The organism is Nocardioides lijunqiniae, from assembly GCF_015024225.1.
GTDB classification, from domain to species: Bacteria; Actinomycetota; Actinomycetes; order Propionibacteriales; family Nocardioidaceae; genus Nocardioides; species Nocardioides lijunqiniae.
In genome coordinates this window covers 60,679-74,000 of sequence record NZ_JACJGM010000029.1, presented here as the reverse complement: position 1 = coordinate 74,000, position 13,322 = coordinate 60,679, and the positions used below count along the sequence as shown (strand labels likewise).

Annotated in this window: 11 protein-coding genes; 9 read left to right on the top strand and 2 right to left on the bottom strand. The window is 72.1% G+C overall.

Features of this window, described 5'->3' with window-relative positions; all coding sequences use genetic code 11:
* Window positions 1-16 precede the first annotated feature (16 nt).
* Window positions 17-1,045, top strand: a complete 1,029-nt coding sequence (ilvC, locus tag IRQ30_RS17080; protein WP_338089764.1) for a ketol-acid reductoisomerase — start codon at window positions 17-19, stop codon at window positions 1,043-1,045.
* Window positions 1,046-1,140: 95 nt separating this feature from the next.
* On the opposite strand, the gene IRQ30_RS17075 is transcribed toward ilvC, so the two are convergent.
* Together IRQ30_RS17075 and IRQ30_RS17070 are read right to left on the bottom strand one after the other, a co-directional pair.
* Window positions 1,141-1,959 carry an ABC-2 transporter permease gene (locus IRQ30_RS17075; protein ID WP_193614179.1) on the bottom strand — a complete coding sequence of 273 codons (819 nt, stop codon included), beginning with the start codon at window positions 1,957-1,959 and terminating at the stop codon, window positions 1,141-1,143.
* Entirely contained in the window at window positions 1,956-2,855 is a 900-nt protein-coding gene (locus IRQ30_RS17070) for an ABC transporter ATP-binding protein (protein WP_193614178.1), read from the bottom strand. Before IRQ30_RS17070 ends, IRQ30_RS17075 begins: the two co-directional genes overlap by 4 nt.
* A 190-nt stretch (window positions 2,856-3,045) precedes the next feature.
* Between IRQ30_RS17070 and IRQ30_RS17065 the strand changes: the two genes are divergently transcribed.
* From IRQ30_RS17065 to efeB, 8 genes are read left to right on the top strand one after another with little or no spacing between them, the layout of a single operon-like run.
* Window positions 3,046-4,275: a calcium-binding protein gene (locus IRQ30_RS17065; RefSeq protein WP_193614177.1), complete on the top strand. Its 1,230-nt coding sequence runs from the start codon at window positions 3,046-3,048 to the stop codon at window positions 4,273-4,275.
* Window positions 4,269-5,447: a calcium-binding protein gene (locus tag IRQ30_RS17060; protein WP_193614176.1), complete on the top strand. Its 1,179-nt coding sequence runs from the start codon at window positions 4,269-4,271 to the stop codon at window positions 5,445-5,447. The genes IRQ30_RS17065 and IRQ30_RS17060 overlap by 7 nt, the downstream gene beginning before the upstream one ends.
* Before the next feature lie 14 nt (window positions 5,448-5,461).
* The gene (locus IRQ30_RS23975) at window positions 5,462-6,715 is read left to right on the top strand and encodes a calcium-binding protein (protein ID WP_193614175.1); all 1,254 of its coding nucleotides are present in this window, start codon (window positions 5,462-5,464) and stop codon (window positions 6,713-6,715) included.
* Window positions 6,709-9,183: a calcium-binding protein gene (locus tag IRQ30_RS17050; RefSeq protein ID WP_193614174.1), complete on the top strand. Its 2,475-nt coding sequence runs from the start codon at window positions 6,709-6,711 to the stop codon at window positions 9,181-9,183. Before IRQ30_RS23975 ends, IRQ30_RS17050 begins: the two co-directional genes overlap by 7 nt.
* A 38-nt stretch (window positions 9,184-9,221) precedes the next feature.
* Window positions 9,222-9,941 carry a DsbA family oxidoreductase gene (locus IRQ30_RS17045; protein ID WP_193614173.1) on the top strand — a complete coding sequence of 240 codons (720 nt, stop codon included), beginning with the start codon at window positions 9,222-9,224 and terminating at the stop codon, window positions 9,939-9,941.
* Between the two features lie 53 nt (window positions 9,942-9,994).
* A complete protein-coding gene (gene efeU / locus IRQ30_RS17040; RefSeq protein WP_193614172.1) occupies window positions 9,995-10,873 on the top strand; it encodes an iron uptake transporter permease EfeU in 879 nt (292 codons plus the stop codon).
* Window positions 10,870-12,051, top strand: coding sequence for an iron uptake system protein EfeO (gene efeO, locus IRQ30_RS17035; RefSeq protein WP_193614171.1), 1,182 nt, complete (start codon window positions 10,870-10,872; stop codon window positions 12,049-12,051). The genes efeU and efeO overlap by 4 nt, the downstream gene beginning before the upstream one ends.
* Window positions 12,052-12,053: 2 nt before the next feature.
* Window positions 12,054-13,322, top strand: a complete 1,269-nt coding sequence (gene efeB / locus IRQ30_RS17030) for an iron uptake transporter deferrochelatase/peroxidase subunit (RefSeq protein WP_193614170.1) — start codon at window positions 12,054-12,056, stop codon at window positions 13,320-13,322.

Below are 13,322 nucleotides of genomic sequence, written 5' to 3'. Positions count from 1 at the left end.
GAAGGAGAAGCCCGACGTGGCTGAGATGTTCTACGACGATGACGCCGACCTGTCCCTGATCCAGGGCAAGAACGTGGCGGTGATCGGCTACGGCAGCCAGGGCCACGCCCACGCGCTGTCGCTGCGCGACTCGGGCGTCGACGTCCGCGTCGGGCTGCAGCCGGGATCCAAGAGCCGCGCGAAGGCGGAGGCCGAGGGCCTGCGCGTCGTGACGCCCGCCGAGGCCGCCGAGGAGTCCGACCTGATCGTGATCCTGGCGCCGGACCAGCACCAGCGCAAGCTGTACGCCGAGGAGATCGCGCCGCACCTCGCCGAGGGCGACACCCTGGTCTTCGGTCACGGGTTCAACATCCGCTTCGGCTACATCACCCCGCCCGAGGGCGTCGACGTCTTCATGGTCGCCCCCAAGGGCCCCGGTCACCTCGTGCGTCGCGAGTACGTCGACGGCCGCGGCGTGCCCGTGCTCGTCGCCGTCGAGAAGGACGCGTCGGGCAACGCCTGGCCGCTCGCGCTCTCCTACGCCAAGGGCATCGGCGGCCTGCGCGCCGGCGGCATCAAGACGACCTTCACCGAGGAGACCGAGACCGACCTGTTCGGCGAGCAGGCCGTCCTGTGCGGTGGCGCCTCGCAGCTGGTGCAGTACGGCTTCGAGGTCCTCACCGAGGCCGGCTACCAGCCCGAGGTCGCCTACTTCGAGTGCCTGCACGAGCTGAAGCTGATCGTCGACCTCATGTACGAGGGCGGCATCGCCAAGCAGCGCTGGTCGGTGTCCGACACCGCCGAGTTCGGCGACTACGTCTCCGGCCCGCGCGTGATCACGCCCGACGTGAAGAAGAACATGGAGGACGTGCTCGCCGACATCAAGAACGGCGCGTTCGCCGAGCGCTTCATCACCGACATGGACAACGGCTCCCCGGAGTTCACCAAGTTCCGCGAGCAGGGCGAGTCGCACCCGATCGAGAAGACCGGCCGCGAGCTGCGCAAGCTCATGGCCTGGGTGAAGAGCCACGACTCCGACTACGTCGAGGGCAGCTCCGCCCGCTGACAGCGTGCACAGACCGCTGGCCCGTCGCAGAAGCTGCGACGGGCCAGCGGCCATTTCCGTGGGTTGAGGAGGGACGAAGTCCCGTCTCGAAACCCCTACTTCACCTCGGACCGCATCACCAGCCCGAGCCCGACGGCGAGCGGGATGACCAGCCAGAAGGTGCCGGCGACGGCGAGCTGGGCCCACGCCTCCCCGGACATCTCGCCCTCGAAGAGCGCACCCTGGGCGAAGTTGAAGTCCACCCACAGCTGGGCGTCGCGGAACCACTGCACGCTGTCGGCCAGGAGCATCGAGAGCGTGGGCAGCAGGAACGAGTAGACGAAGTAGCCCACGATGGCGCCGGGGGAGTTGCGGATGAGCACCCCGAGCATGAAGCCGATCATCATGCCGAGCACGTTGGCCAGGACGATGTAGGAGAACTCGACCACCGAGACGTTCCACACCAGGTCGGTGCCGGTGATCGCGGTCCCGAGCACGTTGCCCACGGCGCCGATCGCGCCGGCGACGAGCATCGAGACCACGCCGACGCCGACGGAGACGAGCACCTTGGCCGCGATGACACGCTCGCGGTGCGGCACCAGCGTGAACGTCGTGAGGCCCGTGCGCTGGCTCCACTCGCCGGTGACCGACAGGATCGCGACCATCGGGAGCAGCACGGCCATGGGGAAGCCGATGGCGGTGGCGAAGGTCTCGTAGGTGAGCTCGTCGTCGGGAGCGAAGATGATGACCGCGGCGGTCGCGGCCGTGGCCAGGATCGCGATGCTGGCCATGAGCCAGAAGCCCGACCGGGTGTCGAACATCTTGCGCAGCTCGACGCCGGCCACCCGCATCAGCGGGATGGGCGCGTGGACGGGACGGGTGGTGCTGGCCGGCCGGTCGACGGCGGCGGTGGGGGTGGTGGCGACGGCACTCATGCCGCTACTCCTTCTCGTTGGGTGTCTGCGGTGAGCTCGAGGAACATCTCCTCGAGTCCGGCGCCGTCGGCGGCGCGGAGCTCGGTGAGGGCGACGCCGGCCGCCAGCGCGACCCTGCCGATGGTGGAGGCGTCAGCGTCGGTGCGCAGCGCGCCGTCGGCGTACGGCGAGCCGCTGAGGCCGGCGGCCTCCAGGGCCCGGACCAGCGCGGGGAGGTCGTCGCTGCGCACGACCGTGCCGGCCGACTCGAGCAGCTCGGCCTTGGTGCCCTGGGCGACGATCCGGCCCTGGCCGATGACGACGATGTCGTCGGCGATGACCTCGATCTCGTGCAGCAGGTGGGAGGACAGCAGCACCGTCCCGCCCCGGTTGGCGTAGCCGCGCAGCAGGTCGCGCATCCAGCGGATGCCGGCCGGGTCGAGGCCGTTTGCCGGCTCGTCCAGGATCAGCACCTCGGGGTCGCCGATCAGCGCGGTGGCGATCCCGAGGCGCTGCCGCATGCCGAGCGAGTAGTTGCGCACCCGACGGCCGGCCTCCTTGTCGGTGAGGCTGACGACCTCGAGCATCTCGTCGACGCGCGACTTGGGCAGGCCCATCGTCTGCTGGGCGATGGCGAGGATCTCGCGGCCGGTGCGGCCGGCGTGCTGGGCCGAGGCGTCCAGGAGGACGCCCACCTCGCGGCCCGGGTTGGGCAGGTCGGCGTAGCGCCGGCCGGCGACGAGGGCGGTGCCGGAGGTCGGCGGCGTGAGCCCGACCATGACCCGCATGGTGGTCGACTTGCCGGCGCCGTTGGGGCCGAGGAAGCCGGTGACCCGGCCGGCTCGCGCCTCGAACGTGACGTCGTCGACGGCGGTGAACGCGCCGTACTTCCTGGTCAGCTTCTCGATGGTGATCATGTCGAGAAGCCTCGCGCCGAGGCCGCCTCGCTCACATCGGGGAAGGCTCCCCGTCGTCCCCTGGGCCCGACCCCGAGACCGTCTCGGGGTCGTCCCTGTCCAGACCACCCGACGATGACAACCTGATCGGGGTCGGGACGCGTAGTCGTGGTGTGAAGCGCACGAACCACCTCGTCCCTCGGGAGCACTGATGCCATCTCCACGCCGCACGTCCACGCTGACCGCCCTGCTCGCCCTCGCCGTCCCCGGCCTCGCGCTCATGGCCGCGGGTCCGACGGCTCCCGCTGGTGCGGCCCCCTTGAAGTGCCAGGGGAAGCCGGTCACGATCGTCGCGACGGACGACTTCTCGACGCTGAAGGGCACCGACGGGCCCGACGTCATCCACACCGCGGGGCGAATCTTCGTGAACGTACTGGGAGGCGGTGGCGACGACCTGGTCTGCACGACCGTCGGGGACGGCACCGAGATCCGCGGTGGGGCAGGCGACGACACCCTCGTGGAGAAGTCGCAGGCCGCACAGGAGCGCTTCTGGGGCAGGACGTTCTTCTTCGACGACGCCGGGAGTGACCACGTCGTCGCCGCCCGGACCAGCGTTCTCAGCTACGGGGACGCCCCGGCGGGAGTCTCCATCGACGCAGCCGGGACTGTCGTCGCCGGCGACGACATCGACACCTTCGAGGGTCGCCCCAGGATCCAGGGCAGTCGCTTCGCCGATCACTACGTGGGCACGGCTGGCAACGACTGGTACCAGTCCGTCCTGGGGCCGGATCCGGACCAGAGGTTCGACAACGACGTCATCAACACCGGCGCGGGGGATGACTTCGTGCGGGCCTACGGCGGCTCGGTCACCCTCGGACGAGGTGACGACCGCGCGCACGTGGTCCGCGCGACGGTGACCGGGGGTGAGGGCAAGGACACGATCACGCTCACCGAGGGGGGCAGGGCTCTCGGTGGGCCGGGTGCGGACCGGCTCGACACCACCCTCTCGCCCTTCGACGAGGAGAGGACCTTCTACCGGCTGTCGGGCGGCCCGGGCAACGACGTGCTGTCGCCCCCCGCCGCGGCGCGTCGGGCCGACTGCCCGGGCTCGTGCGCTCGCGGAAGCCTGGAGGGTGGCACGGGAGTGGACACCCTCGACCTCAACTGGCGGGACTCCGTGGTCGACCTGGCGGCCGGACGACTCCGGGTGCGCGGTGGCGTGTCGGACATCGGCTTCTTCGAGCGGGTCCTGGGCAGCCACTACGACGACGTCATCCGTGGCGACGCCCGCCGCAACCGGTTCGAGGGGATCCGCGGCGCCGACGTCCTGGTAGGGCGGGGTGGCGCGGACGTGCTGATCGGCGGCCGCGGGCGGCCCGACCGAGCCGTCGGCGGAGCCGGCCGCGACCGGTGCGAGGCGGAGGTGCGTCGCTCATGCTGAGCCGAGGCGCGGGCAGGAGGAAGCAGCTCGTCGTCCTGCTCGCGACGACCGGGGCGGGCCTGGCGCTCGCGGCGGCGGGCCCGACCGGGTCGGCCGGCGCGGCTCCCACCACGTGCCAGGGGCAACCGGTCACGATCGTCGCGACGGCCGACGCCACCACGGTGCAGGGGACGGAGGGCCCTGACGTGATCGACGGTGCCGGTCGCGGTTCTCTGACGATCCTGGGTCTCGGCGGTGACGACGTGATCTGCTCAGGAGCCGGCAGCTACGTGACCATCGACGGTGGCGACGGCGACGACGAGCTGCTCTTCGTCGGGGACGGGGACGGGGAGGGCCGCGGTGGCGGGGGCGACGACCGCCTCGTGGACGCGACGTACAACTGGCCCTCCGTCACCATGGTCCCGGGGCCCGGGGACGACACCGTGGTGGGACGCGCCCGCGTGACCCGGCTCGTCTTCGGCGGCTCGGCAGGGGTGCGGATCGTGGCCGGGGACGGCATCGCGGACGGTGAGGGGCACGACACGTTCAGCGGGATCCGGCGCTTCGTCGGCACCGCGGCGTCGGACACGTTCGTGGGGTCGGAGAGCGACGATTCGTTCCGGGGTGGGCCGGAGACTGACGGCTCCACGCCCAGCGGTGCCCCTGACGTCGCGTTCGGCGGCGGTGGCTCGGACTTCCTGGAGCTGGTGGGGCGCGCGGAGGGAGGCGAGGGGTCCGACGGCCTGCGGGTGCACGGTCCGAACGCCTCGGCATCGGGCGGGCCCGGCTCCGACCGCCTCCTGCTCTTCCCCGGGTCCAGCTGTACGACCGCGTGCCGCCTCCACGCCGACGGTGGTGCCGGGCTGGACCGAGTGACCCTGAACCCGGGGGGTCGGGGCGTACGGGTCGACCTCACCTCCGGTCGGGCCAGCATGGGGGATCGTGGCCGGGTCTCGCTGGTGGGCTTGGAGGACGTGGTCGGCACCGCCTATCAGGACGTGATCATCGGGAACGCGCGACCCAACCGCCTCTACGGGGAGGGCGGTCACGATCTCCTGAGGGGCCGAGGCGGCGCGGACAGGCTCTACGGCGCCGGCGGACGGGACGTGCTCGACGGAGGAGGAGGGCGTGATCGGGCCGACGGCGGGCTCGCCCGCGACCGGTGCCAGGCGGAGGTGCGTCGCTCATGCTGAGCCGATCCTCGGGCATGGCGAGGCGGCTCGGCGTCGTTCTCGCGACGACCGGGGCCGGCATCGCGCTCGTGGCAGCCGGTCCGACCGGGTCGGCCGGCGCGGCGCCTACGACGTGCCAGGGACAGCCGGTCACGATCGCCGCCACGGCCGACTACGAGGAGCTCCTGGGCACCGACGGGGACGACGTCATCAGCACCGCAGGCATCCACAACGTGACGGTCCGGGCCATGGGTGGCGACGATCTCGTGTGCGCCACGGCCTTCGACAGGGCCCGGGTCTACGGCGACGGCGGCGAGGACACACTGGTGGACGAGGGCAATGGCGACATCGGAGGGGACTACGACGGGAGCAACCATCTCGTCGGCGGAGCTGGTAGTGACCACTTCGTCGCCCACCGCTCGACCTGGCTCATGTACGACGGTGCCTTGGCCGGTCTGTCGATCGACGCCGCCGCCGGCACCGTCGTCGACGGCGAGGACACCGACACCTTCGTGGGCCGGGCCATGATCACCGGCAGCCGCTTCTCCGACCGGTACATCGGATCGTCGGGCGACGACCGCTACGTGTCCGGCCCCTTCGGCGAGTCCGAGGAGGGCGATGTCATCAGTACCGGCGTCGGGGACGACCAGGTCGGTGCGTTTCGCAGCTCGGTGAACCTCGGGCCGGGCGACGATCGCGCTCGTGTTTCCGGCGGCGGCTCAGTGAGTGGCGGGGAGGGTGCGGACGAGATCTCGCTGCATGGGGGCGGAGTCGCGCTGGGGGGACCTGGCGCGGACCGGCTCTTCGGCAGCGACTTCGAGGGGAGCCCGCCGAGCGAGCGGACGCCCTTCCGGTTGGTCGGCGGCCGGGGGAACGACGTGCTGTTGCCCGCGTTCCCCAACGGCTTGCAGCAGGTCGACTGCCCGAGCTTCTGTGCGCGAGGCAGGCTCGAGGGCGGCTCCGGGGTGGACACCCTGGACCTCGAATACGCCCGTATGTCCGTCGTGGACCTCGCGGCCGGGCGGGTGCGCGTCCAGGGCGGCGCCTCGACGATCCGATCCGTCGAGAACGTCCTGGGAAGCCACCGGGCCGACGTGATCCGCGGCGATGCACGTCGCAACCGCATCAAGAGCCGTGGCGGTGACGACCGCGTGGCGGGGCGCGGCGGACGGGACGTGCTCATCGGCGATCGCGGTGAGGACGTGCTCGTCGGGGGTAGGGGTCGTGACCGCGCCGACGGTGGGGAAGACCGCGACCGGTGCCAGGCGGAGGTGCGTCGCTCATGCTGAGCCGAGGCGCGGGCACGAGGAAGCAGCTCGTCGTCCTGCTCGCGACGACCGGGGCGGGCCTGGCGCTCGCGGCGGCGGGTCCGACCGGGTCGGCCGGCGCGGCTCCCACCACGTGCCAGGGGCAACCGGTCACGATCGTCGCGACGGCCGACGCCAGCACGGTGCAGGGGACGGGAGGCCCCGACGTGATCGACGGCGCCGGTCACGGTTCTCTGACGATCCTGGGTCTCGGCGGTGACGACGTGATCTGCTCCGGACCTGAGAGCCCCATGGCGATCCACGGCGGTGGCGGCGACGACCGGATCGAGATGAGGGTGTCTCCGGTACAGCACGCGGCCGACAACGCGGCCGACGGCGGTGCCGGTGACGACGAGCTGGTCTTCGTCGGAGACGGGTACGGCGAGGGCCGCGGAGGCGAGGGCGACGACCGCTTCGTCGACTCGACCACCTCGTCCGGCTACATCACGGTGACTCCGGGGCCCGGGGACGACGCCATCGTGGGGAATCCCGACTCGACCCATCTGGTCTTCGGGGGAACGACCGGAGTGCGCATCTCCGTCGGGGAGGGCCGTGCGGAGGGTGAGGGGCACGACACGTTCAGCGGTATCCAGGCCTTCGTCGGGACCACGGCCTCGGACACGTTCGTGGGGTCGGGGAGCAACGACACGTTCCTCGGCGGGCCGTGGACCCGCCGCTTCGCGCCGAGCGGCGCCCCTGACCGCGCGTACGGCGGCGATGGCTACGACTCCCTGGAGGTCGTGGGTCGCGCGGAAGGGGGCAAGGGGGGCGACCGCCTGAGGGTGTACGGACCGACCGCCGCGGCCTGGGGGGGACCCGGCAACGACAGCCTGAGGCTCTTTCCCGGGAGCACCTGCACGGCTGCGTGCCGTCTCCGCGCGGACGGCGGCGCCAGCGTGGACCGCATGACCCTGCGGCCGGGCGGCCGCCAGGGCGTGCGCATCGACCTCGCCTCCGGGCGGGCCAGCATGGGGGCTCGGGGCCGTGTGGCGCTGGCGGGGGTGGAGGACCTGATCGGCACGAAGCGTCGCGACGTCCTCATCGGGAACGCGCGGCGCAACTCCTTCCACGGCGACCACGGCGACGACGTCCTGCAGGGTCGGGGCGGCGCGGACGCGCTCACCGGCGGTCGCGGTCGGGACCTGCTGGTCGGCGGTCGAGGTCGCGACCGCCTACGGCGGCTCGGGTCGCGACCGGTGCCGGACGGAGGTGAGCGAGGGATGCTGAACGTCGAGAGGCGCCGTGGGCCTGTGGTGGCCGCGACCGTCGGGCTGGTGGCCTTGGGGGCAGTGTCCGTCGGCTTGGGTGCGGCCGCCGCGCCTGCGGAGGCGGCAGTACGTCTCTGCCAGGGTGAGGCGGTCACCATCCGTGCCACCACGAGCAACAGCACGGTCCTCGGGACGGAGGGCCCCGACGTCATCGACGGCATGGGCCACTTCGCCCTGAAGATCCAGGGCCTCGGCGGGGACGACGTCATCTGCTCCGGGGACGGGACCTACATCGTCATCGGCGGCGGTGACGGCGACGACCGCATCGAGGCGGGCGGTCCTGGCGGCTACGCAGTGGCCCTGGGTGCCGCCGGCGACGACGAGCTGGTCTTCGTCGGAGACCGGGGCGGGTCCGGCGGAGGGGGCGAGGGTGACGACCGGATCGTCGACGCCACCACGGGGACGCGGTCTGACGACGTCGTCCGGGTCAGCCCCGGGGGCGGGGACGACACCGTCGTCGGCCGACGTGGCTCCACCGAGCTGGTCTTCCGGGGCGAGACGGGCGTCCGCATCTCGGTGGCGGAGAGGACGGCGGACGGAGAGGGGCACGACACGTTCAGCGGCATCGAGCGCTACGTCGGGACGCAGTCCTCCGACACGTTCCTGGGCTCGGGCGGCCGGGACGCGTTCGTGGGCGGCACCCGTGCCTCCGCAGGTGCGGTCGGGGGAGCCCCGGACGTGGCCTACGGCGGCGACGGAAAGGACACCCTGACCCTGACGGGTCGTGCCGAGGGGGGCGCGGGGGCTGACCGCCTGCAGGTCCACGGTCGACGGTCGGTGGCGATCGGCGGTCCCGGTGACGACGAGCTCTACGTCGAGGCGGGCCGCACCTGCACGTCTCGGGCGGTCTGCGACGTCCGTGTCGACGCCGGGGCCGGGCAGGACGGGATCACGCTGCGTCCCCGCGATCGACGGGGGGTGCGGGTGGACCTGAGCCTCGGTCGGGCGCGGCTGAGGGGTGGCCGGGTCTCGTTCGTCGGGGTGGAGAAGGTCTACGGCACTCCCTACCGGGACGTCCTGATCGGCGACGACCGCCGCAACACGCTCGTCGGCGAGGGGGGTGACGATCTCATGAGAGGTCGCGGGTCGCGTGACCTGCTCATCGGTGGACGCGGGAAGGACCGGGCCGAGGGGGGCGCGGGCCGCGACCGTTGCCGGGCCGAGGTGCGTCGCTCCTGCTGAGCGGGAATGCCGGGTCGGCGTCCGCGCGTTGACCCGGCATGCGCATCGAGATCTGGTCCGACGTCGTCTGCCCCTGGTGCTACGTCGGCAAACGCCGGCTGGAGTCGGCGCTCGGCGACTTCGAGCACGCCGACGACGTCGAGGTCGTCTACCGCTCCTTCGAGCTGGACCCGACGGCGCCGCACCACGGCACCGAGCTGACGCTGCCGAGCATCGCGCGCAAGTACGGCCGCAGCGTGGACGAGATGCGCCCGATGATGTCGGGCCTCATGGACACCGCCGCGGAGGAGGGCCTCGAGCTGCGGCTCTTCGACACCCTCCACACCAACACGATCGACGCCCACCGGCTGCTCCACCTCGCCCTCGCGACCGGCGGCCCCGCGCTGCAGCGCGAGCTGAAGGAGAGCCTGCTGGCGGCGTACTTCACGCGTGCGGAGGACGTCGGCGACCACGCGGTCCTGCGCGCCGCGGCGACCGAGGCCGGCCTCGACGCCGAGCGCGTCGACGCGGTCCTGGCCTCCGACGAGTACGGCGACGCGGTCGCCGCCGACATCGCCCAGGCGCGCGCCTACGGCGCCACCGGCGTGCCGTTCTTCGTGGTGGACCAGCGCTACGGCATCTCCGGCGCCCAGCCGGCCGAGGCGTTCACCCAGGTGCTCGAGCGGGCGTGGGCCGACACCCACCCGACGATCGAGGTCGTGGCCGGCGCCGAGGGCGCCGACGGGGCGGTCTGCGGCCCCGACGGCTGCGCGATCTAGGACACGTCACAAAGGTTAGGCAGGCCTAAGCATCGGGCGTAGGCTGTCCCCTTGTGCTGGGCAACTACCTGATCGGTCTCCGCGAGGGGCTCGAGGCCGCGCTCGTCGTGAGCATCCTCGTCGCCTACCTCGTCAAGACGGACCGACGCCACCTGCTGCCGCGGATCTGGCTCGGCGTCGGCTCCGCGGTCCTGCTCAGCCTCGCGATCACGCTGGGCCTGGGCCTGCAGTCGCGCAAGTTCACCTTCGAGACCCAGGAGCTCATCGGCGGCACGCTGTCGCTCGTGGCGGTCGTCTTCGTCACGTGGATGATCTTCTGGATGGCCGGCGCCGCGCGCACCATCGGCCACGACCTGCGCGGTCGCATCGACGTCGCCGCCGAGGGCCGCGCCTGGTCCCTGGTCGTCGTCGCGTTCCTCGCGGTGGGCCGCGAGGGCCTCGAGACCGCGCTCATCCTGTGGACCAACACCCAGGCCGCGATCGGCCGCGACCTCGCCCCGACGGCCCAGCAGACCGCCGAGCCCCTCCTGGCAGCGCTCGCCGGCATCCTCACCGCCGTCGTCCTCGGCTACCTCATCTACCGCGGCGCCATCACGATCAACCTCTCGCGCTTCTTCACCTGGACCGGCGCGTTCCTGATCGTCGTCGCCGCCGGCGTCCTCGCCTACGGCGTGCACGACCTGCAGGAGGCGGCCTTCCTGCCGGGGCTCAACACCCTCGCCTTCGACGTCAGCCACGTGATCCCGCCGGGCTCCTGGTACGGCACCCTGCTCAAGGGAATCTTCAACTTCTCGCCCGCCACGACCGTGCTCGAGGCGATCGCGTGGGTCGGCTACGTCGTCCCCGTCTCCTACCTCTTCTTCCGTACGACGAGGCCGCGTCCGGCCGCCTCGCCCCGCCCCACCCCTGTCCCCGAAGGAAGTAACCCGTGAAGCGTCTCTCCTGGATCGCCGCCGGCCTGCTGGTGGCCGCGCCCGTCCTCGCGTCCTGTGGCACCGAGAGCACCGAGCCCTCGGGTGGTGGCGGCGACGCCGGCGACGGACGGGCGCTGACGGTCGACTCCTCCGACGACGCGTGCGAGGTCTCCGCCTCCGAGGCGCCGGCGGGCACCGTCACCTTCGACGTCACCAACAGCGGCTCGCAGGTCACCGAGTTCTACCTCCTGGCCGAGGACGGGCTGCGCATCGTCGCCGAGGTCGAGAACATCGGCCCCTCGATCAGCCGACCGCTGACCGCCAACGTGCCGGCCGGCAAGTACGTCACCGCCTGCAAGCCCGGCATGACCGGCGACGGCATCCGCTCCGACTTCACCGTCACCGAGTCCGACGAGGACGTGAAGGTGAGCGAGGACGAGGAGAGTCTGGTCACCGCCGCGCAGGACAACTACGCCGCCTACGTGCAGGACCAGTCCGACCAGCTCCTGGTCAAGACCGGCCAGTTCGTCGAGCTCTACAAGGCCGGCGACAAGGACGACGAGGCGCGCGCGCTCTACGCCGACGCCCGCACCCACTGGGAGCGCATCGAGACCGTCGCCGAGTCGTTCGGCGACCTCGACCCGATGATGGACGCCCGCGAGGCCGACCTCGAGCCCGGTCAGAAGTGGACCGGCTGGCACCTCCTCGAGAAGGACCTGTGGCCGGCCCGCGCGGAGAAGTACGCCGCGCTCAGCCCGAAGGACCGCGCGTTCTACGCCGACGACCTGCTCAAGAACACCCAGACGCTCGACAGCCGCATCCAGGACCTGACGTTCACCGTCGACCAGATCGCCAACGGCTCGCGCGGCCTGCTCGAGGAGGTCGCCACGGGCAAGGTCACCGGCGAGGAGGAGTACTGGTCGCGGACCGACCTGTGGGACTTCCAGGCCAACGTCGACGGCGCCAAGGTCGGCTTCGACGGCGTGAAGCCGCTGCTGGAGGAGAAGGACCCCGAGCTGGCCACCGAGCTGGAGTCGCGCTTCGACGAGCTGCAGGTCCTGCTCGACGCGCAGCGCACCGACGACGGCTTCCGCTACTACGACGAGCTGTCGCAGGACGAGATCAAGGGGCTCTCCGACGCAGTCAACGCGCTGTCCGAGCCGCTGTCGCGCCTGACGGCCGCGGTCCTGTCCTGACCATGGCTCCCAGGGTCTCCCGACGCGGGCTCCTCGGCGGTGGCGTGGCCGCCGCCGGGGTGGCCGGCGCGTTCGCGACCGGCCGCGCCACGGCCGACGCCCCGGCGGCGATGACGCCCGCGGCGGCCCGCGCGGCGTCGTACGCCTTCCGCGGGGAGCACCAGGCCGGCATCGTCACCCCGGCCCAGGACCGCCTGCACTTCGCGGCGCTCGACGTGGTCACCGACTCGCGCGAGGAGCTCGTCGAGCTGCTCCAGGCGTGGACGGTGGCCGCCGAGCGCATGACCAAGGGACAGGCCGCCGGCGAGATCGGGCCGGTCGAGGGCTCCCTCGACCTCCCGCCCGACGACACCGGCGAGGCGATCGGGCTGCCGGCGAGCGGGCTGACGATCACGTTCGGCTTCGGGCCCGGGCTCTTCCGCGACGCCGAGGGGCGCGACCGCTTCGGTCTCGCGGACCGTCAGCCGGAGGCCCTGCAGACGCTGCCGCACTTCCCGGCCGACAACCTCGACCCGACCCGCTCCTACGGCGACCTGTGCATCCAGGCCTGCGCCGACGACCCGCAGATCGCGGTGCACGCCGTGCGCAACCTGGTCCGCATCGGCTTCGGCACGGTGTCGGTGCGGTGGTCGCAGCTCGGCTTCGGCCGGACGTCGTCCACCTCGACGTCGCAGGACACCGCCCGCAACCTCTTCGGCTTCAAGGACGGCACCGCCAACGTCAAGGCCGAGGAGGACGCCGCCCTCGCCGACCACGTCTGGGTCGGCGGCGACGACGACGCGAACGGCGCCTGGCTCGCGGGCGGCTCCTACCTCGTCGCCCGCCGCCTCAACATGACCATCGAGGTCTGGGACCGCCAGCCGCTCGGCGACCAGGAGAACATCGTCGGCCGCACCAAGGGCACCGGCGCACCGCTGTCGGGCGGCGAGGAGTTCTCGGAGCCGGACTTCGCCATGCCCGGTCGTGGCGGCCCGATCATCCCGGCCGACGCGCACGTGCGGATCGTCCACCCCGACCAGCACGGCGGCGCCCGGATGCTGCGCCGCGGCTACAACTTCGTCGACGGCAGCGACTCCCTCGGCGGGCTCAACGCGGGGCTGTTCTTCATCGCCTACGTGCGCGACCCGCGCACCGGCTTCATCCCGATCCAGAACGCCATGGCGAAGAACGACGCGCTGATGGAGTACCTCAAGACCACGGGGTCCGCCCTGTTCGCCATACCTCCCGGGGCGAAGCCGGGGGAGTACGTCGGGCAGTCGCTCTTCGCCTGA